Below are 20,724 nucleotides of genomic sequence, written 5' to 3'. Positions count from 1 at the left end.
GTTATTCTTCCGATTTGCAGTCAAACTGAGTAGCTACAATACTGCCGTTGGTACCCAGTACGTACATCTCCATTGTTTGTCCGTCGCCCGAAGTCTTCACATGGATATCGCCGGTCATATTCGCATTGTTGTTGCATCCGAATTTGTTTAACCGGAAAGCCAGCAGGTAAGAATCCAGTGGATTGAGACTTAAGTTTTGGGGAGAGGTTACGTCCAGCAGACGGCCGTTCATATACATGCTTCCTTCCACAGTTCCCACAGCCAGATAAGTGGCGGCATTAAAGGTGGTTAGGTCAAGTGCCTGGGTTGAGAATCCTGCAGCCGGATCCAGCTCTCCATTCTTCAGGTCGTATTTCGATACCATATTCCCCTGATTGTCAAAATAGCCCAATCCCGGTAAAGTACCATAGCCCGCAATGAAGAATCCGTTGGAGATATCTGTTCCCCGCGGCATGGCATCGCCAAACAGGTTCCATGCGATAGTGCCCGGTTGGGTTTCGAATACCTGCGGATCCTGCGAAACAAGCTGACCGTTTCTGACTGTCCAGTAGAGGAATTTGGATGAATTCTCGATAGTGGATACAATTAACGCATCTCCATCCAGATCTCCCTTGATGGATAATTTCCGACCGTTAGGATAGATATGAGACGAGTTGATATATTCAACCGGATCTCCGGTTCCCGTAATTCGGTAGATAAGCTGCTGGTATGGATTCCCGTCGTTCTTGTTTCGGAGATTGGTAATCAGCAGGTTGTCTTTATCGTCGTTGGCAATGGTGAAGTTGGCCAGACTGCCCTTAAACGGTAATGCGATTGTTCCAACGTATTCGCCGGTAAGCTTATTGAAATACTTGAGGTCGGCATTACGGGAGTTTACAAATAAGTAGGAAGAGGTTACAGCAAAGCTGGCCGTAAAATGGTCGGTTCCGCTGATGCCCATCTCGGTTAACGACTTGGACCAAAGCAACTTTTCGCTGTTCGGTCTGATTCCGCCGCTGATTTCAGGAATTAAGATAAGCTCCGACTTGTCTGCAACAACAGATATGCCGCTGGTAGTTGATATCTTGAGCGGAATGGCATATTGCTTGTTTCCGATGCCTTGCAGGCTTTCCACCTTTTTAACATCCAGGGTGATCTTTACTTTCTTGCTTACGGTTTCGGGGTCGAACTGAACCGTGCTGTTGTCTATCGTATAGCAATCCGCCGGCAACTGTTTGTATGAAACCCCGTTGGCTGTATTGTAATTGCTCAGCACGCTTTCGTCGGCCACAAAGGTTACCTCTCCGCTGGCTGTGCCCATCCCACTTTTGTATATTGAAACTTCGAAATCAACCAGACTCTTCTGCCGGTAGGCTTTCAAAATGTAATCACCATTTTTCAGAAGATAAAACTGGTCATCCATCATTCCCTCCATCCTGTTATCTTCGCAAGCGGAAAATAGAACAGAAACAAGTAAAATAATAAATGCTAAATTCTTTTTCATATGATATGATTTATTATTCGTAACTGAATTAATACTTTAATGACTGCAGGATTCGCTGCAATTTACCATCCATAGTTTTGAGTGATGTTTTTCATCTCGTTCAACTGATTCTGATGGATAGGGAAAAAATAGTGCTTGGGTTCGAAAACAATGGGTGAACAGATCTCGCTGGTTCTTTTCCATGAGTCTTCGAAATTCTTAGCTCTCAGTTCGCGTCCGAAACGTGGACCGTTGCTTTCCTGTGGTGCAATCATCCATGTTCTGATGTCGTAATAACGATGATTCTCGAAGGCTAATTCAACCATTCTTTCCTTACGCAGCAGTTCCCTGAAAAGTGCCTGATTGCCGATTATCTCGGGGTAGGCCACTTCGATATTATTCAGTCCGCTTCTGTTTCTTACCTTATTGAAATATAATAGAGCTTCGGCTTCATTCCGGTTGGTCATTTCGTTGCATGCTTCGGCATAGTTCAGGTAGATCTCGGCCAGACGGAAGAAAGGCCAGCTGAATTTACCCCATTTACCGTTTTCGGTGTCGTTACGCGGATCGCTCATACGTCTGAACATATAACCAACCTTTACAAAGTCGCCGGTCTTGTTGTTGAACGAAGAGGTTCCTCCATCGTAGAATGTAACCAGTTTGGTGCCGTTGAACGTATTGATCCAGTTCATACCATTCCATAATATGGATGCGTAGAAACGGGCATCCCTGCCTATCACACTGTGGTGTGCCTTTATCTGAGTACCGTCTATAGGATGTGTATAATTATCAACGAAACCATCTTCCTGATATCCTGAAAGTTCGTCAACAATAGGAGTCCCGTTGCTTTTGTATCCGGTTATAGGATATCGGCCGGATTCACCCATCGGATAGGTGTCTACCAGTTTAATTGAAGGTGCATAACCTCCGTATCCCTCTTTTAATACCATGGGGGGAGCAGCACGAACACCCCAGCTGTAGCCGTCGCCATCCCAGCGGGCAAAAATCAATTCGTCGTTCCATAATTCGAAGAAAATTCCCGAATAGGAGTTGATGGCCTGCATAAAAGGTGTGTCGCCGGTTGTGGTTTTATATAGCTGGTATGCTCCCAGGTCGATAACCTCTTTGGCTGCTGCAGCTGCCAGATCCCATTTGGATGGATCGGCGGTTTGAGGGAACAGGAAGTTCCCGTAATGATTTTTCATCCCTTTATACAGGCTGGCTCCGTTAAACAAGGGTCGGGCTGCATAAAGCATTAATCTGGATTTGGCTGCCAATGCGGCACCTTTGGTTGCACGTCCGTACCAGGAAGGGTCGGCTATCTTGAGAGGAAGATCGGCCGCAGCAAGACTTAACTCGTCCGAGATAAACTTCACGCATTCGTCCACCGTATGTCTGTCCACTTCGTCGTTCGGGATGGTAAGGTCAGGAGTGTTGTCTCCCCAGATAAAGACCGGTCCGTATTGTCTGAAGAGCAGGAAATAATAGAATGCCCTTAAGAAACGGGCTTCCGCTTTCATTATCTTTCTGTTCTCGGCAGATACTTCCAGACACAGATCCACGTTGTTCATGAAAACTGTAGCCTGATTAATCCCTTTGTAGTAATTGCTCCAGGTGTGATAATTGTTTGTGGTTGGATTCCACGATCCATCGTTCTGAGAAATGTAATTAACCCAGGCTGTCCACGAAAAATAGGCTTCGTCCGAACAGGGTACCATGTTGTCCAGTACATTCTTATCGTTAGGAAGAAAAGAGTATACCTGAGCCAGATACCTTTCAGTTGTTTCACGTTTGTCAAACACCTCTTCCACGGTCATCTGATCACCCAGGTAATGGGTTAGATAAGATTCGCACGAAGTGAAGGATAAACAGCACATCAGTATGGTGATATAAATGATTTTTGTTTTCATATTTATTAGAAATTAAGATTAATACCCAAATTTACTACTCTCATATTCGGATAAGTTGCTCCCATGGAGTTGTTGAGTTCCGGGTCCCAAAGCTTGAATTTAGAGAATGTAAGCAGATTCACTCCCTGCAGATAGAATCTGAAGGTGGATACTCCCAAACGTTGTGTAATGTTTTTTGGAATGGTATATCCCAGTTCGGCATTTTTTAGACGCATGAAGCTGGCATCATATTGCTTGGCAGTGGACAATTGCTTGTTGTTCTGGTTTATATACGACGACATGCGTGGATATTTGGCATTTGGATTCGGATTTTCGACAGTCCACCGGTTTAACGCCACATCTTCGTAAACGCCCGACAGGAACAGGTTTGCATTCTCAAAGCCATTGATAGGTGATCCGTCCATAAAGTTAGTCACGTTGGCAACGCCTTGCATAAATATGGATACGTCGAATCCTTTCCAACCGATACTTACTCCGTATCCATAGTTGATTTCGGGAACGTGGGTTCTTCCGATGGCTACTTTGTCGTAACTGTTTACCACTCCGTCGCCGTTTACATCCTTGTATTTTCTATCACCCGGACGAACAACGCCATATTGCTGAACCGGACTGTTGGCTATGTCTTCTTCAGATTCGAAATATCCAAGGCATACCAATCCGAATTGCTGGTACAACGGTTTACCTATCACACTCTGGTAGTCGTAAATAGGGGTAGGAGCGTCGTCGTACAGTTTTTTATTACGGTTAAACGTAAAGTTTCCCCTTCCGGATACATTGAAATCGCCTATCTGTTTATTGTATTCCAACGAAAGGTCGATACCGCTGTTCTTCATTCTACCCAGGTTTACATAGGGGTTAACGTTGATACCCACTACCGAAGGTACGCTTTCTCTTAAGATAAAGATTCCCTCTCTTTTCTCTTCAAAGTAATCGGCCTGGATTTTGAGGGAGTGGAACAGTTCCATTTCTACACCCACGTTCATCTTGATGGCCTTTTCCCAGGATACATTCGGACTGCCCGGATAGCCTGTGGCTATACCTGTAAGCCAAGTCTGACCTACTTCGCCGAAACCGTATCCACCGCCCACAAGCATTTCCGGATTAAAGGCAAAACGTCTGTCGCCGCCAATCTGGTCGTTACCGATGGTTCCGTACGATCCCTTAAACTTCAACGAGCTGATAACCGGTAAAAGTGGTGTGAAAAATTGCTCGTTGCTTATCATGTAACCTAATGCAACGGATGGAAAGAATCCGAATCGTTTGCCGGGTGCAAAGTTCTCGGAGCCGTTGTATCCGAAGTTTCCTTCAACAAAGTACTTATCCATAAACGAATAGGTTGCTCTGGCTGCGATACCCTGATGGCGATAGGGCAGAGACAGTACGTAGGATCCGGGGAAGTTGTTGATGCGTTCGCGCATGTTGAACAGGAACAATCCGCCAACCCGGTGCTTTTCGTCAAAAATATTTTCATAATTCACCGATGCTTCCAGATAGGTGGTACGCTCGCCGCTACTGCCGCTCCACAACGAAAGGTAGTCGTTTCCATCGTTGTTCTTCTTGAAAATAAGATTTCCCTCTTCGTCGCGACCGGTGGCATAATAGGTTGAAGGAGATTTATACCTTGATGTAGTGGTAGAGTTTACCGCATCCCACGAAAACTTAACATTCGCTTTCAGTCCCGGAGTAATTAAATCCGAAAAGTCTTGTGTAAGTCCAATCAGCGACTGGGCATTGTTATTAAATTGTTGTACGTAACCGGTCTTATTAAGCAAGTTGTACGGGTTTACTCCGATGGGGGTACGGGCAGTGGTTCCGTCAGAATACTCTTTCGGAATGGCAATAGGTACGGTTTGGAATGAATAAATCCAGAGGTCGTCTGTATCAGGTTTGTTCTTTACATCATACTGTGTAGATAAATTAAGGTTCAGCATGGTGCTTTTAGATAGATCAATATCTATGTTAGACCTGAAATTATACTTGGTCCATTTCAGTGAAGGGTTGTATTCGTCACCCTTTTCGGCATTGAATACCCCGTTTTCGTTGTATATGGATCCGGCCACATAGTAACGTACATTCTTTCCACCACCGGAGATGTTTATGTTGACACGCTGACTGGTGGTCATGTCTTTGTATATCTCATCCATCCAGTTTACATTGGGATATAGATCGGGATCCACACCGCTAAGGTATTTGTTCATTTCCTCTTCGGTATAAAAGACATTACCGTTGTTGTCTTCTTTATATACATCGTTATAGAGCTTCATGAACTCCAGTGCGTCGGTCATTTTAGGCATTTTGGTAGGAGACATAACCCCGTACTCAACGCGGCCGCTTATCACCGGTTTTCCCTCTTTCCCTTTGCGGGTGGTAACAAGTACAACGCCGTTGGCACCTCTTACACCGTAAACTGCCGTAGCGGTAGCGTCTTTTAATATGGAAAATGTCTCAATATCTTCCGTATCCACAAGGTCGAGGGGGCGTTCAATCCCATCCACCAGAACAAGCGGACGGTTATTCGCTCCGAAGGTATTAACCCCGCGGATCCAGAAATCGGCTCCCGATCCGGGTTCTCCAGAACGTTGAACGGCAACAATACCGGCCATCTGTCCGGCCAGACTGGTACTGATCTTACCTACCGGAACCTTCAGGTCGCTTACCGTAACAGAGGTAATGGCACCGATAACACTTTCTTTCTTTTGCTTACCGAAAGCAACAACCGTAACTTCATCCAGTTCGTCGGCCTTGGCTTTAAGTTTAACAACCAAAGTGCGTTGGTTACCAACGGTGATTATCTGGTCTTGCATCCCTAAGTAAGAGATGGTAAGTTTCTCGGTTGCTCCTACTTCAATCTCAAACGATCCGTCTATATCCGTCGTAACGCCTCGCGTACTTCCTACTACCAATATGGCAGCGCCCGGCAAGGGCTCGTCGTTCTCGTCCAGTACTTTCCCTTTGACCAGATTCCGTTGCTGTGTAGTGGATGGATTACGGGGTAGATCGGACTTCTTTGAAATAAAGATCTGACGGTCGTTGATAACATACGTATTATCCGTACCGGCAAATACCTTGTTCAGAATTTTATCGACGGTCTGATTCTTACTGTTTACGTTTACCTTTCGGTTCACGTCGACTGCATTATCATAGTAAAAGAATATAAAGTTACTCTTCTTTTCTATTTCATTGAATACCTCTTTTACCGTCCGATTGTTCAGTTCCAGTGTAAAGAAAGTCGACTGTGAATAGGTCTCCGGCTTTGCACTGATACTCATTGCTATAATCAGAAAGAGAGTCGTGATTCTCATAATTCTACAGAATTTCTCAATATTAGCATCTAACGCTCTTATATTTCGATTTTTCATCATACATTTGTATAGATTTTAGGTTTAAAACTTTAGTGAGTTATTGAAATTAAAATCCGGACCGGGAAGTATGGGGGTATTTTCCGGTCCATTTGTTACATAAACAGCTATCTTACATAGGCTCTTCTATTTATAGGTTATACAAAGTTCGTTTTCTATCTCGTTATACTGCCAGGTGATCGGTGCCGTTTGGGCAAGACCGGCCAGTACATCCAGCAGTTCGTCTTTCATATCCAGTTTACCGGAACATCTTAATTCGGAAACCCTTGCATCATAGGTGATGGTCTTTCCGTAGTACCGCGACAGACGGTCCAGAATGGTTCCAAGCTTTTCGCTGTTATAGATGTATAAGCCTTCCACCCATGATACATAGAGGGATGCATCCACATTTTCTACATCTAACTGGCCGCCGGTATAGGTGAGCCGGTTGTTGGGTGTAAGTGCAATTTTCTTATTACTATCTGTTTTTACTTCCACAGCTCCGGTTACAAGGACAACCGACTGCTCCTTGTCTGACGTGTAGGCCGTTACATTGAAAGAGGTTCCCAGCACAGCTATGTTCATTTTATTGGTCGATACGATAAACGGCCGGCTTTTATCTTTGGTGACTTCCAGATATACTTCGCCTTCAACATAGATTTCTCGTTTGTCCTTTTCGAAACTGATAGGATAGACTATGCGGCTGCCCGAATTTACCCAGAGCTTGGTGCCGTCTCCAAAAACGATGGACGACCTTTTCCCTTTGGGGACAATCAACTGGTTGTATGTATTCGTTTCGGCCAACTGTGCAGGTCCATTCGTATTTGATGCGATATTATGTGCTACCTGTTGTTTGTTTACAATAACGTCTCCTGTGGCATTGTATTCGATAGTTACATTCTCCTGATCAAGCGTAATGTTTTTTTCATTATTCAAGATAAGTTGCACAGCCGACGAATCTCCCTGTATCTGCATCGATTTTGCAATTGAGATTAAAGAACTGTCGTTATTGCTTTGTTTACTCCAGAAGGTATACGAAAGGGCAAACAAGATGGCGAGACTGGCTGCAACAGATGCAAATTGAATGAGTCGGCTATGCCGTTGCAACGGCTTTTGCTTATTGGATTTTTCTATCTTATTCCATAGTTCACTCAACTCCTCCTCCGAAATGGTATGGTGAGGTATATTGGCCGACAAAATGATATTTTTTGCAACCCTGAATTCCTTTTCCCGAATCTTTTCAGTCAATAATTGTTCTTCCCAAAAGGCATTCGACTCTTTGGTTGGCGTTTTTATTGATTTCAAAAAGTACGTGTCTTTTAAGAAATCTTCGGATGTAAATTTAGAATAATCAACGTTTGTCATTATATTTTACTGGGCCGGATTTATTACCCAACTACATATAATACACAGCCGGATTTTATTTATACTCACTTTGTGTAAGAAAAAAGTTTTTTCCTTTAAAATTATTGGAATATAATAGGGAATAGTGCATACAGCACATAATCGGGAAACTTTTCCCTTACTTTTTTGATAGATCGCTGGATAAGATTCTGAATGGATTGAACGTTGATTTGCATAAGTTGTTCGATTTCTGCAAATGAAAGTTCCTCAATGTATCGGTAGTAGATAACCTCTCGCTGCCTGGGTGTAAGTATTTCGAGAATCTGAGAGATCATATTGTTCCGCTCAATGCTTTCTTCGTCGTTGATAAGCTTATCTTCCAGTTGTATGTCCGACGCCAGGTCGTACTCCATCGTATGAATGGAATAAAAGGTGATGTTTTTCCTGAAAATATTGAATAGTTCGTTTTTCATGGCAACAAGCAGATAAAATTTAATGCTGCCTGTGCTGTTAAGCTGCTGCCTTTTACTGTATAATTTCACAAAAATGTCCTGAATGCAGTCTTTTACCAGTTCGCGGTCTGTAGTAAACCGCATGCCAAATGAAAACATAACATGGGCATACTCTTTATAAATCAAAGAATAGGCGGTATCGTCTCCTTCCCTGAAACGGTCCCACACCTGTTGTTGGTTTTCAATATTCAGATCTTCTGTTAACATTTTGAGGTTTATATCTGTCCCAAAAGTAGACTATTTTTTATTCTTTAACAACTTCTTTTTACTTTCATCTGGTAAAACTTTAATCTGCCCCTCATTCACAGCTGATTTTGACAGTATAAGGATGGTTTATATAGTTTTCAAATCTGTTTTATCCGAATTAATAGTCACAATTTAACGAAAAAGTTTTACTTTTGGCCGGATTGATTTATCGGATAATGTTGCTTTTTTATTTAAATAATTTATATCCCTTATTTTATGATTATGAGAAATTCATTATTAATCTTATTTTCTTTTCTATTGATCATGCCATCGGTAAACGCCCAATCAGATCCTGGAATGGCAGAGGTGATCGACCAAGTACTCAGCCGGGCAGAATCTCAGAGTTTGCTTCTTGCTAAAACCATGGAGGAGATTCCGGATGCCTTACCTCGTACCGTGGATAAGGAGGGAAAGCTGGTAACTTCTAACTCTGCTTGGTGGTGCAGTGGATTCTTTCCGGGTACATTGTGGTATTTGTATGAAAACTCCGGAAATAAGGAGCTGGAGAAGTACGCATGGATGTTTACAAACCGGATAAATAAAGAGCAGTATAATAAAGGAACCCACGATCTGGGTTTTATGTTGTATTGCAGTTATGGAAATGCCTTACGGATTACGGGGGTGGACTCTTGCAACCGGGTGCTTCTAAACGGAGCTGCGTCTTTATCGTCTCGTTTCAACGGGAAGGTGGGTTGCATCCAATCGTGGGGGAGAAGTAATAAATGGCAGTTTCCGGTTATTATTGATAACATGATGAACCTGGAATTTCTTATGTGGGCTGCCAAGGCTTCCGGCGACAACCGTTTTCGGGATATTGCCGTTACTCATGCCAATACAACGATCAGCAATCATTTCCGTCCCGATTACAGTTCGTATCACGTAGTGTCTTATGTTCCCGAAACCGGTAATGTGGAGGTTAAGTGTACACATCAGGGTTACAGCGACGAAAGTGCCTGGGCCAGAGGTCAGGTTTGGGGTTTGTACGGTTTTGGAATGATGTATCGTGAAACAGGAGACAAACGCTACCTGGATCAGGCGAAACACATTGCGGCTTTTTTGATGAATCATCCCAATATGCCGGCCGACAAAATTCCGTACTGGGACTTTAACGCGCCCGATATACCTAATGCATTGCGTGATGCTTCGGCTGCTGCGATCATGGCTTCGTCGCTTATCGAATTGAGTCAGTTTGTTGAGGAGCCCCTTAAACAGAACTACCTGGCCTTTGCCGAATCGCAACTACGTACGTTGGCTTCGCCTCAATATCTGGCTGAGACAGGAACAAACGGCTGCTTTATACTTAAGCACGGAGTGGGTCACCTTCCCGGAAACTCGGAAGTGGATGTACCGCTAACCTACGGCGATTATTATTTTGTTGAGGCGCTTTTGAGATACAGAAAGCTGGTATTGCATCGGTAGACTGTCTTTTTAAGGTCTACTATCTATATTTTTTGTTAATTTGATAATATACTAAAGTTTTTTGGTAAATAACTCTATTGTACCTACCGATAAATTGAGTACGTTTGCTCCGTTAGACAGTGTAAATGTATGGAGTTTAAGCAGTGCTATTTGTAACCATTCAGTTTTTACATTTTTTTTAAAAGTGAATGTGTGCGAGCACGTTGTCGATTTAACCTAATTTAATAACTTACTTAATATTCTTTGTAATGACAACAAGAAGAGATTTTTTAAAAAACACAATGCTTCTCTCGGCAGGATTGACTGTTGGAGGCGTTAACCTGAATGCAGCCGGTCAGAAACGGGTAAGCGGAGCTAACAGGCGCATCAATTTGGCATGTGTGGGGATCGGAAACCGTGGTGGTGAGATTCTGAATGAGTTTGATAAAACAGGTCTTGCAAACATCGTTGCGTTATGTGATGTGGATATGGGTGCTCCTCATACCCAGGCTAATATGGCTAAATTTCCGTCGGCGAGACAGTTTAAAGACTTCCGGGTGATGTTTGATAAGATGGGAAACGAAATAGAGGCTGTGGTTGTGGGTGTTCCGGATCATGCCCATTTTCCTATTTGTATGATGGCAATGGCATTAGGTAAGCATGTATATGTTGAGAAGCCTATGGCCAGAACATTTTATGAAATTGAATTGCTGATGGAGATGGCCCGTAAGAATAACAAACTTGTAACCCAGGTGGGTAATCAGGGGCATTCGGAAGCAAACTATTTTCAGTTCAAAGCCTGGAAAGAGGCCGGAATTATAAAAGATGTAACTGCTATTACGGCCCACATGAACTCTCCGCGCCGTTGGCACGGATGGGATACGAATATTCGTAAATTCCCGGATAAAGAAGCTGTCCCTGCTACATTGGATTGGGATACCTGGTTGATGTCTGTACCTTATCATGACTATAATAAGGATTTTCATCTGGGACAATGGCGTTGCTGGTATGACTTTGGTTTAGGTGCCTTGGGTGACTGGGGTGCACATATCCTGGATACGGCTCACGAGTTTTTGGATCTGGGACTTCCAACGGAGGTTAATGCTCTGAAGCTGGACGGGCATAACGATTATTTCTTCCCCATGTCTTCCACTCTTCAGTTTAAATTCCCCAAACGTGGTAATATGCCTGCTGTAGATGTTACGTGGTACGATGGTGTGAACAACATTCCGTCGGTTCCCGAAGGTTACGGTGTATCAGAAATTGATCCGAACATCCCTCCAGTGGGTGGTGGCAAGATTCAGCCGGCCAAATTAAATCCGGGTAAGATTATCTACTCTAAAGAGCTTACCTTTAAAGGTGGTTCACATGGCAGTACCTTGTCTATCATACCCGAAGAGAAGGCAAAAGCCATGGCTTCCAAACTGCCGGAAGTACCTAAGAGTCCGTCCAATCATTTTGCAAACTTCTTGCTTGCCTGTGCCGGAGAAGAGAAAACCCGTTCGCCGTTCGCTATTGCCGGTCCGCTTTGTCAGCTCTTTTCATTGGGAGTTATCGCTCAGCGCCTGAATGCTAAATTACAGTTCGACCGTCAGACCAAACGAATCACAAACAATCCGTTTGCCGATGCTTTGTTGGCCGGAACTCCTCCCCGTAAAGAATGGCAAGAGTTTTATATGATTAAATAATCTGTTTAATTTCAATTATCTACATGAAAAAATATAATCTGACAGCTGTGATGCTGTTGTTTACTTTAGCCTTGTGCGCCCAAACTCCTCAGTGGGAATCTTTATTTAACGGGAAAAACCTGAAAGGATGGGAGAAGCTGAATGGAACTGCCGAGTATAAGGTTGCCAATGGTGAGATAACAGGTATCTCTAAAATGGGAACACCTAATACCTTTTTGGCCACTAAAAAAACGTATGCCGACTTTATCCTTGAATTCGAATTCAAAGTGGCGGACGGACTCAATTCCGGAGTCCAGTTCAGAAGTAACAGCCTGAAAGAATACATGAACGGTCGGGTTCATGGATATCAGTTTGAGATAGATCCGTCCTCGAGAGCATGGACTGGTGGTATTTACGATGAAGCCCGCAGAGGTTGGTTGTATCCGCTTACCGAATATCCTTCTGCCCAGAAAGCATTTAAGAGTGGAGAATGGAACAAAGCCCGGATCGAAGCGATCGGTAACTCCATCCGTACATGGGTGAATGGTGTTCCTTGCGCAAATTTATTGGATAACACCACTGATAAAGGATTTATCGCCTTGCAGGTACATGCTATCGGCAATAAAGACCAGGAGGGTAAAACAATCAGTTGGCGTAACATACGGATTTGTACCTCTACACCCGAAGCCTTTGCCACTCCTCAGTCACAATCGGCTCCTCAGGTAAACCAGATAGCCAATACGATTTCTGATCAGGAAGCGAAGGAGGGTTGGAAATTGTTATGGGATGGCAAAACTACTGAAGGTTGGAGAGGTGCCAGGCTTACTACTTTCCCTTCTAAAGGTTGGGTTATCGATAACGGTATTCTGAAAGTGATGAAAAGTGATGGCGGCGAATCTACCAACGGCGGTGATATTGTTACTGTAAAAAAATACAAGAACTTTATCCTGAAAGTCGATTTTATGATTACTCCCGGAGCCAATAGCGGAATCAAGTATTTTGTAAATACGGAAATCAATAAAGGAGCTGGATCATCTATCGGATGCGAATTTCAGATTCTGGATGACCAAAAGCACCCGGATGCTAAGTTAGGCGTAAAAGGAAACCGTACCCTTGGTTCGTTGTACGATCTTATCCCAGCAGATTCAACCAAACCATTCCGTCCCGGATTTTTCAATACGGCGATGGTGGTTGTTAAAGGTAATAAGATTGAACATTGGCTTAACGGTGTGAAAATAGTTGAATACGAACGCGGAAATCAGATGTGGCGTGCTTTAGTTGCCTATAGTAAGTACCGGGATTGGGAGAACTTCGGCGACTGGGAGGAAGGTAACATCCTTTTGCAGGACCATGGTGACGAGGTACTTTATAAGAATGTAAAAATTAAAGAGCTTCCCTAATCTTCGTAAATCCGATCCTTATTACATTGCTTGATATAACGTCTAATACGTATATAAAAGTAGTATAATAGGATATAAGGAGAATAAAATATAAAACCCTGAAAGTTTGATAAAAACTTTCAGGGTTTTATATTTTATACGATCCTATATTCGATCCTAATATTTAAATATAACATCTTCTACGTCAATCAGTAGATCCGTAAAACTACCTTTAATTGTAACTCGAAGTACAACATCTGGATTATGTCAACGTCGTCAATCAGTAGATCCGTAAAACTACCTTTAATTGTAACTCGAAGTACAACATCTGGATTATGTCAACGTCGTCAATCAGTAGATCCGTAACACTTACCTTTAATTATAACTCGAAGTACAACATCTGGATTATGTCGATGTCGTCAATCAGTAGATCCGTAACACTTACCTTTAATTATAACCACTTTCAAGATTTTAACATAACAGGCAGATATATGACTACGAGCTGGACTTTACTACGGTGGTAGCTACTTTCTCGTTTTTACCGCAACAGGAAGCAGAAGTGGCGGTTGTTACAACAAGTGATTCTCAGTACTACCGTCTGTCAGGCAATTATCAGTTCGATACCCGCCTCTTCAATGATTTTTGCCATTGAAGCCGGGATGCCTGCATCTGTAATGATTACGTCTACGCGGTCCAGACTGCATATCCGTCCGAAACCTCTTTTACCAAACTTTGACGAGTCGGCCAGGATGATGGTTCTTAACGAAGCATCCATCATACGCTTGTTCAACTGAGCCTCTTCAATATTTGAATTGGTGATACCGGTTTCAGGATCGATACCGTCCACACCCAGAAATAATTTAGAACAGGTTATGTCCGTAAAGAACCGGTTGGTATAATCGCCAATAACAGATGCCGAGTTTTTGCGCACGGTTCCACCCAATTGAATGATGTCCACATCAGCAATATCATTCAGCAGTAACGAAACCTTAAGTGAGGCAGTTACAACAGTAAGGTGCTTGCCCGGAGTGATGTTTTCTGCAAAGGTATAAACGGTAGACCCCGAAGCGATGATGATGGAGTCGTTTTCCTCTATCAGATTACAGGCCGCCAGTGCTATCCTTTTCTTTTCATCCTTTTTCATCTTTTCTTTTTCAACTACATTCAGGTCGGATGCAAGAGGGTTTATCGGACTGGCACTCCCGTGCGTACGATACAACAGATGCTTTTCTTCCAGGTATTTTAAATCTTTCCGTACTGTTACAGTGGTTACTTCCAGTGCCTTGGCAATATCAGCTACCTTCACGAATCCATCCTTCGCCAGCGTGTCGAGGATGTACTTATGTCTTTCTGCAATGCTTATCATATTTCTACCTGATTAAGTTTGAATATACAAAAGTAATAGAATTATTGATAAATAAAATGAAACGGAACTAATATCTTGATCAAAAAATAAATAGAAATAAAAAGAAAATAAAAGTTTCGTTTAATTTCTTTTTATCATTTCTATTTGTTTATATTTGCAAAGTTTTCTAGACTAAGTATAAAAAGCGCTCTAATGGTTAATCTTATGGATCGGAATGAATTAATAAAAGAAACTTGCAAAAAGAATTTTACTTGCGAAATTTTGGTTATAGGCGGAGGAGCTACCGGGTTAGGGGTAGCTGTAGATGCCGCATCAAGGGGATATAATGTTATCTTGCTCGAACAGAGTGATTTTGCGAAAGGAACTTCAAGCCGTAGCACTAAACTGGTACATGGGGGAGTTCGTTACCTGCAACAAGGAGATATACAAATGGTGGTTGGGGCTTTGCACGAAAGAGGAAGAATGAGGCAAAACGCCCCTCATCTGGTTAAGGACATGCGCTTTATTATAGGGAATTACCGCTGGTGGGAACAGCCATTCTATACAATCGGACTTTCCTTATACGACCTGTTGGCTGGTAGATTGGGATTGGGACGTTCGCTGCCATTAACGAAAAAAAAGGTGGTAAACGAAATTCCAGGACTTAAGAAATCGAAACTTAGAGGTGGGGTAGTATACCACGACGGACAGTTTGACGATGCCCGCCTTGCCATTTCGCTGGCCGAAACAGCTGTAGAGCACGGAGCCGTATGCCTTAATTATGTGAAGGTGGATAAACTACTTAAGAACCCGGAAGGAAAGCTGAACGGGGTTGAGGCTACCGATCTCATTCATGGCGAGAAATATACGTTCAATACGAAAGTAATTATAAATGCTACGGGTGTGTTTGTCGATGATATCATGAAGATAGACAATCCCGAAACCAAAAACAAAGTACGTCCAAGTCAGGGTATACACCTTGTTGTAGACCGGAAGTTTCTGGGAGGTAAGTCGGCGCTGATGATTCCCAAAACCGAAGACGGCAGGGTCCTGTTTGGTGTACCCTGGCATAATAAGGTAGTGTTGGGCACAACCGATACACCGCTCAACAATCATTGTCTTGAACCTAAGGCGCTGGAAGAGGAGATTGATTTCGTTTTGGATCAGGCCGGACAATACTTGGAACTGAAACCAACCCGGAAGGATGTACTATCTGTATTTGCGGGTCTGCGTCCCCTGGCAGCACCCACACAATCCGATACCCGCAAGACGAAGGAAATATCCAGGAGTCACAAGATATATAAATCCAAATCGGGCTTGCTTACCATAACGGGAGGTAAATGGACCACCTATCGCGAAATGGCGGAAGAGGCTGTAGACCGGTCCATTGCATTGGGAAACCTTGTTCCGAGGCTTTGTGTTACCAAAACACTTAAAGTACACGGATATTCCACCAACACCGACGATTCCACATGGGACTATGTATACGGTTCGGATGCAAAGAAAATAAACCTGCTAAAACAGGAAAACAAGGAGTATGCCCAGTTGCTGCATAAAGACTATACCTTTACTGTGGCACATGTAGTATGGGCTGTAAGGGAAGAGATGGCGCAGACCGTGGAAGATGTACTTGCCCGGAGGGTGCGTCTGCTGTTTCTGGATGCCCGGGTGGCAGCTGAAGTAGCCCCGATGGTTGCATCCATTATGGCAAAGGAGCTGTGTAAGGATCGAAACTGGGAAGAAGAACAAATTACTGAATTCCGTTCTTTAGCCAAAGGTTATATCTTGTAGAAAAAGTTTATCTTCACGACATTTTACAATTGAATTTGTCTTTTATGTAGAATTGAGTAATCTTAAAGTAATATCTAGAATAATATGAATGAAAAAAAACGGCAAAATGTTTTCCTTAGACTGATGTGTGCCGGTTTATTGTTAACCTCTTTGAATGTAACTGCTCAGTCCGATGCGAAGATTTCATCGCCTTTTCGGAACCACGCATCGATCAGCGAATACATAGCATATAAGGCCGACGGATCAATCATCGTAAGCGGTCACCGGGGCGGACGGGAGAAGGGTTACCCTGAAAACAGTCAAGAAGGATTTAAGAACATAATAGGCCGGATGACTGCCATATTCGAAATCGACCCCCGTCTTACAAAAGACAGTGTGATTGTCCTCATGCACGATGCTACCTTAGATCGTACCACTTCCGGTAAAGGAAAGCTGGTCGATTATACCTGGAATGAATTACAGCATATACGGCTGAAAGACAGCGAAGGCAACGTAACTCCATATAAAATACCTACGCTGGAGGAGGTTATCTTATGGAGCAAAGGCAAAACCATCGTTAACCTGGATAAAAAAGATGTTCCGATGGAACAGATTGCCGACTTAATCCGTAAGCTCGATGCAGCCGACTATGTGATGCTGACGGTCCATACCGGAGCACAGGCAAGATACTACTACGATCGTTTCCCTGAAATCTTATTGTCTGTCTTCGCCCGAAACTGGAAAGAATACGAAGATATCGCTATTTCGGGTGTGCCATGGAAAAATATGATTGCCTATGTGGGACCATCCATCAACGACGAAAACAGGAAGATAGTGGACCTACTGCATAGTCACGGCGTAAGGTGTATGATCTCGGTGGCACCTACACACGATAAGCTGGCATCTGCTGCCGACCGGCACAGCAAATATCTGATGGAGATTGCCACACATCCGGACATTATCGAATCGGATATCCCAACAGAAGTCAACGACGCTTTAAAAGCACAAGCAAAGTAAGGCGATGAATGCAAACATAGAAAAGGCTCTGGCCGATGCCTTACAGGTGGAGGCGATAGACAAAAGGGCCTGGTCGGTTGTGCAAGACGGACTGCCCGGTGCTTTGTCGGATCCGGAAGGGATTGCGGCAGGGAGCGAACAGGCTATCGGCAAACTGATTGAAGGATTGATGCTTGGCGGTTTTGCCATGCAGGCCACCCAATCCAGCAGACCGGCTTCCGGAGCAGAACATCAGTTCAGCCACCTGTGGAATATGGAACATTTCCTCAATCACGGCGAACATGTATCCCATGGATTTCAGGTCAGCATAGGAACGATAGCCCTAACCGCTTTCTACGAACAGGTGCTGCAGACCGATCTAAGTGAGCTGGATGTTGAAAAAGCCTGCCGGCTTTGGCCGGACAGAGACGAGTCGGATGCCCGTGCCCTGAAGCTTTTCGAAGGAACCGACTTCCCGCTTATCGGAGTTCAGGAAACCGGAGCGAAGTATATTCCGGCCGATGAACTGAGGGAGCAGCTCCAGTTGTTGAAAAGCAATTGGGCAGAAACCAGGAGCCGCCTTCGCAGTCAGCTTCTCCCGTTATCCGAACTGAGACGGCGACTCGAACGGGTGGGAGCACCCGTAGAACCGGAACAGATCGGGCTTTCGCGTTCACGATTACGCGAAGCCTTTATCCGGGCTCAATACATCCGCCGCAGGTACACAGTTCTCGACCTGGCGGTTCGTACAGGATACCTGGATACCTGGCTGGATCAGCTTTTCGGAGCAGACGGAATCTGGGAAATAAAGTAACCGGCAGCATGAAAAAACATATATAACCTTAGACGAGACAGACAAATAACAAACTTTATTATCATTTAAATCACATGGACCAAGCTACATCACAACGTTTTAAATATTGGCAAACACGTACCATCATAGCAACGATGATCGGATATGCTCTTTTTTATTTTGTACGTAAAAACCTTAGCATAGCCATGCCTGCCATGCAAGCAGACCTGGGTATTACGAAAACCGAGCTGGGATTGTTTCTAACCCTGCACGGATTAATATACGGTCTGTCCAAATTTATCAATGGATTTATAGGCGACAGGGTGAACGCACGCTATTTTATGGTAACGGGACTTGTGCTATCTGCCATTTGTAACGTGGTATTTGGCTTCAGCTCGGCAGTATTGGTATTCGGTATCGTGTGGATGCTGAACGGCTGGTTTCAGGGAATGGGATTTCCTCCCTGTGCCAGGATGCTTACCCATTGGGTGCCGCCCAGAGAACTGGCAACCAAAATGTCTGTATGGAATACCTCTCACTCCATCGGGGCCGGGTTGGTTGTAATCGTATGCGGGTATGTGGTCTCGCTGGGTTGGAGGTGGTGCTTTTTCGTACCTTCCATTATCGCACTGCTGGGTGCGGTAGGTGTGTGGTTTACTATGAGAGATACCCCGCAGTCGGTAGGCCTGCCGGCACTGGTTCCCGAAGGTCTTACCAAAGAGGAGGCCGAACACGAGGAATGCGAAAGCAGATGGATATGGAACTAAATAACTTAGAACAATGGAATTTACAATAAACAGATACATACATAAAATGAAGATCAATTCATTCATCCAGTTGCACGAGCGTTTAAAAAACATCAAACACGTAGCACTGGATATGGATGGAACTATCTATAACGGAAGCACGCTGTTTCCCTTTACCATCTCGTTTTTAGAGAAACTGGATAAATTGGGTATCGGCTATTCTTTCCTGACCAACAATCCGTCTAAAAGCATAACAGATTATCTGTTGCATCTCGAGGCGATGGGAATTCCGGTTAAAAGAGACGAAATGTATACAACGGCAGTGGCAACCATTCAGTACCTGCAAAACAACTATCCGGAGATAAAACGGCTGTTTATATTGGGAACACCCAGTATGATGGACGAATTCGAGGCGGCAGGCTTCGAGTTGACGGCAGACAGTGCAGAGGATAAGCCCGATGCGGTTGTTGTGGGTTTCGACAAATCCCTTGTATATTCCCGTCTGTGCAGGACTGCCTGGTGGATATCCAAGCAGATTCCCTATCTGGCAACCAACCCCGACAAAGTTTGTCCCACCGACACTCCCAATATTCTGGTGGACTGCGGTGCAATATGTTCTTGTCTGGAAGAGGCAACCGGTCGCAAACCCGATATGGTAATCGGGAAGCCGGATCCCAGAATGCTGGAAGGTATATTGCAAAAGCATCGCCTTAACCCCTGGGAGGTTGCCATGGTGGGCGACCGTATCTATACCGATATCCGTATGGCGTACGAAGCCAGAACATTAGGTGTTTTGGTACTTTCGGGAGAGAGCACCCTGGAAGATGCCGAGAAGTCCGAACTGAAACCCGATGTAATTGTAGACGATCTTTCCAAATTCGGATCCATGCTGGAAGCATCCCGCATGTAGAAAAGCATTCATAAGTAGTCCAAAACTAAAACAAGATGTCCGGCAGGGAAGCGGACATAAAAAAGGTCCGGAGCTGAAACCAGCCCGGACCTTCTTGCCTGAAGTTGCATTTAGAAACTCAGAAACATCAGACGATACCTTTTCCCGAGCTTCTGATAAATTTAACCAACGAACGGATCTCATCACTCATCGGCACCTCTTCTTCCACTCTAATCAATGCATCCGTAACACTTACCTTTGCATGGTAAATAATTTCGTAAGCATGGGCTATGTGCTTTATAACCTTTTCGGGAAATTTATTGTATTCAAGCACCTTCACGTTTACACCATAATAGGAGGTGGGATTGGCAGTGGTTACAACAAAAGGAGGAACATCCTTTTTAAAACGGGCTCCACCGCGAACCATACTCCATTCTCCAACGTGTGTATCCTGGAACATGATTACCATCGAACTCAGAATAGCGTGCGAGTCGATGATGGAGTTGCCGGAAACCAAGGTCTTGATCCCTATTACACAATGATCGGCAATACGGCTGTCGTGACAAACATGCACTCCTTCCATCAGGAAGTTCTTGTTTCCGATTACGGTTTTTCCTCCCGCATGCGACGACCGGCTTACCAATACCCCTTCGCGGAAAACATTGTCGTTACCTATTTCGAGAAATGATTCATCCCCATGAAAGGTAAAATCCTGAGGAGTGGCACCTAGCACAGCTCCCTGATAAATCTGATTGCCATTTCCCATCCGGGTACCACTTAACACACTGGCATAAGGCATGATGGTGCAATTGTTTCCAATTACAACATCTTTATCAACGTAAGCAAAAGGATGAATGGTAACACCCTCGCCTAGTTTTGCATCGGGGCTGACAAATGCCAGTGGACTAATTGTATTATTCATATCCTGA

Annotated in this window: 14 protein-coding genes and 1 pseudogene; 8 read left to right on the top strand and 7 right to left on the bottom strand. The window is 44.0% G+C overall.

Annotated elements, in window-relative coordinates; translation table 11 throughout:
- Position 1 precedes the first annotated feature (1 nt).
- The 5 genes from F5613_RS03665 to F5613_RS03645 all read right to left on the bottom strand — a co-directional run bounded on the left by F5613_RS03665 (position 2) and on the right by F5613_RS03645 (position 8,773).
- The gene (locus F5613_RS03665) at positions 2-1,483 is read right to left on the bottom strand and encodes a DUF5018 domain-containing protein (RefSeq protein ID WP_179398720.1); all 1,482 of its coding nucleotides are present in this window, start codon (positions 1,481-1,483) and stop codon (positions 2-4) included.
- Positions 1,484-1,545: 62 nt separating this feature from the next.
- On the bottom strand, positions 1,546-3,372 hold the full coding sequence (locus tag F5613_RS03660; protein WP_079684130.1) for a RagB/SusD family nutrient uptake outer membrane protein: 1,827 nt from the start codon (positions 3,370-3,372) through the stop codon (positions 1,546-1,548).
- A 5-nt stretch (positions 3,373-3,377) separates the two neighbouring features.
- Entirely contained in the window at positions 3,378-6,674 is a 3,297-nt protein-coding gene (locus F5613_RS03655; RefSeq protein WP_246303326.1) for a TonB-dependent receptor, read from the bottom strand.
- Positions 6,675-6,857: 183 nt separating this feature from the next.
- Entirely contained in the window at positions 6,858-8,015 is a 1,158-nt protein-coding gene (locus F5613_RS03650; protein ID WP_179398719.1) for a FecR family protein, read from the bottom strand.
- Between the two features lie 161 nt (positions 8,016-8,176).
- Complete coding sequence (locus F5613_RS03645; protein WP_179398718.1) at positions 8,177-8,773, bottom strand: RNA polymerase sigma factor; 597 nt, start codon at positions 8,771-8,773, stop codon at positions 8,177-8,179.
- 261 nt (positions 8,774-9,034) lie between these two features.
- Between F5613_RS03645 and F5613_RS03640 the strand changes: the two genes are divergently transcribed.
- The 3 genes from F5613_RS03640 to F5613_RS03630 all read left to right on the top strand — a co-directional run bounded on the left by F5613_RS03640 (position 9,035) and on the right by F5613_RS03630 (position 13,277).
- Complete coding sequence (locus F5613_RS03640) at positions 9,035-10,231, top strand: AGE family epimerase/isomerase (RefSeq protein WP_218858859.1); 1,197 nt, start codon at positions 9,035-9,037, stop codon at positions 10,229-10,231.
- Between the two features lie 248 nt (positions 10,232-10,479).
- Positions 10,480-11,898 carry a Gfo/Idh/MocA family oxidoreductase gene (locus F5613_RS03635; protein ID WP_079684125.1) on the top strand — a complete coding sequence of 473 codons (1,419 nt, stop codon included), beginning with the start codon at positions 10,480-10,482 and terminating at the stop codon, positions 11,896-11,898.
- Between the two features lie 23 nt (positions 11,899-11,921).
- Positions 11,922-13,277, top strand: coding sequence for a 3-keto-disaccharide hydrolase (locus tag F5613_RS03630; RefSeq protein ID WP_179398717.1), 1,356 nt, complete (start codon positions 11,922-11,924; stop codon positions 13,275-13,277).
- A 580-nt stretch (positions 13,278-13,857) separates the two neighbouring features.
- Here the strand turns inward: F5613_RS03630 and F5613_RS03625 are convergent.
- Entirely contained in the window at positions 13,858-14,622 is a 765-nt protein-coding gene (locus tag F5613_RS03625; RefSeq protein ID WP_179398716.1) for a DeoR/GlpR family DNA-binding transcription regulator, read from the bottom strand.
- A 204-nt stretch (positions 14,623-14,826) separates the two neighbouring features.
- Between F5613_RS03625 and F5613_RS03620 the strand changes: the two genes are divergently transcribed.
- The 5 genes and pseudogenes from F5613_RS03620 to F5613_RS03600 all read left to right on the top strand — a co-directional run bounded on the left by F5613_RS03620 (position 14,827) and on the right by F5613_RS03600 (position 19,816).
- Complete coding sequence (locus F5613_RS03620; protein WP_179398948.1) at positions 14,827-16,392, top strand: glycerol-3-phosphate dehydrogenase/oxidase; 1,566 nt, start codon at positions 14,827-14,829, stop codon at positions 16,390-16,392.
- An 84-nt stretch (positions 16,393-16,476) separates the two neighbouring features.
- Entirely contained in the window at positions 16,477-17,388 is a 912-nt protein-coding gene (locus F5613_RS03615; protein ID WP_179398715.1) for a glycerophosphodiester phosphodiesterase family protein, read from the top strand.
- Positions 17,389-17,392: 4 nt separating this feature from the next.
- Complete coding sequence (locus F5613_RS03610; protein WP_179398714.1) at positions 17,393-18,181, top strand: dehydroquinate synthase/iron-containing alcohol dehydrogenase family protein; 789 nt, start codon at positions 17,393-17,395, stop codon at positions 18,179-18,181.
- 74 nt (positions 18,182-18,255) lie between these two features.
- A pseudogene (locus F5613_RS03605) lies at positions 18,256-18,897 on the top strand (MFS transporter); the annotation flags it as partial.
- 76 nt (positions 18,898-18,973) lie between these two features.
- Positions 18,974-19,816, top strand: coding sequence for an HAD-IIA family hydrolase (locus F5613_RS03600; protein WP_246303349.1), 843 nt, complete (start codon positions 18,974-18,976; stop codon positions 19,814-19,816).
- A gap of 127 nt (positions 19,817-19,943) precedes the next feature.
- Here the strand turns inward: F5613_RS03600 and lpxA are convergent, their stop codons facing one another.
- Positions 19,944-20,717: an acyl-ACP--UDP-N-acetylglucosamine O-acyltransferase gene (lpxA, locus tag F5613_RS03595; RefSeq protein ID WP_179398712.1), complete on the bottom strand. Its 774-nt coding sequence runs from the start codon at positions 20,715-20,717 to the stop codon at positions 19,944-19,946.
- Positions 20,718-20,724: the final 7 nt, after the last annotated feature.

It is taken from the genome of Macellibacteroides fermentans, assembly GCF_013409575.1.
Taxonomy (GTDB): Bacteria; Bacteroidota; Bacteroidia; order Bacteroidales; family Tannerellaceae; genus Macellibacteroides; species Macellibacteroides fermentans.
This window is presented reverse-complemented; position numbering and strand designations above follow the sequence as displayed.

Bases quoted from the DNA above. Each gene is read 5' to 3' on its own strand.
- F5613_RS03665 (WP_179398720.1), bottom strand. From the start codon at position 1,483: ATGAAAAAGAATTTAGCATTTATTATTTTACTTGTTTCTGTTCTATTT.
- F5613_RS03660 (WP_079684130.1), bottom strand. From the start codon at position 3,372: ATGAAAACAAAAATCATTTATATCACCATACTGATGTGCTGTTTATCC.
- F5613_RS03655 (WP_246303326.1), bottom strand. From the start codon at position 6,674: ATGAGAATCACGACTCTCTTTCTGATTATAGCAATGAGTATCAGTGCA.
- F5613_RS03645 (WP_179398718.1), bottom strand. From the start codon at position 8,773: ATGTTAACAGAAGATCTGAATATTGAAAACCAACAACAGGTGTGGGAC.
- F5613_RS03640 (WP_218858859.1), top strand. From the start codon at position 9,035: ATGAGAAATTCATTATTAATCTTATTTTCTTTTCTATTGATCATGCCA.
- F5613_RS03635 (WP_079684125.1), top strand. From the start codon at position 10,480: ATGACAACAAGAAGAGATTTTTTAAAAAACACAATGCTTCTCTCGGCA.
- F5613_RS03630 (WP_179398717.1), top strand. From the start codon at position 11,922: ATGAAAAAATATAATCTGACAGCTGTGATGCTGTTGTTTACTTTAGCC.
- F5613_RS03625 (WP_179398716.1), bottom strand. From the start codon at position 14,622: ATGATAAGCATTGCAGAAAGACATAAGTACATCCTCGACACGCTGGCG.
- F5613_RS03620 (WP_179398948.1), top strand. From the start codon at position 14,827: ATGGATCGGAATGAATTAATAAAAGAAACTTGCAAAAAGAATTTTACT.
- F5613_RS03615 (WP_179398715.1), top strand. From the start codon at position 16,477: ATGAATGAAAAAAAACGGCAAAATGTTTTCCTTAGACTGATGTGTGCC.
- F5613_RS03610 (WP_179398714.1), top strand. From the start codon at position 17,393: ATGAATGCAAACATAGAAAAGGCTCTGGCCGATGCCTTACAGGTGGAG.
- F5613_RS03600 (WP_246303349.1), top strand. From the start codon at position 18,974: ATGAAGATCAATTCATTCATCCAGTTGCACGAGCGTTTAAAAAACATC.
- lpxA (WP_179398712.1), bottom strand. From the start codon at position 20,717: ATGAATAATACAATTAGTCCACTGGCATTTGTCAGCCCCGATGCAAAA.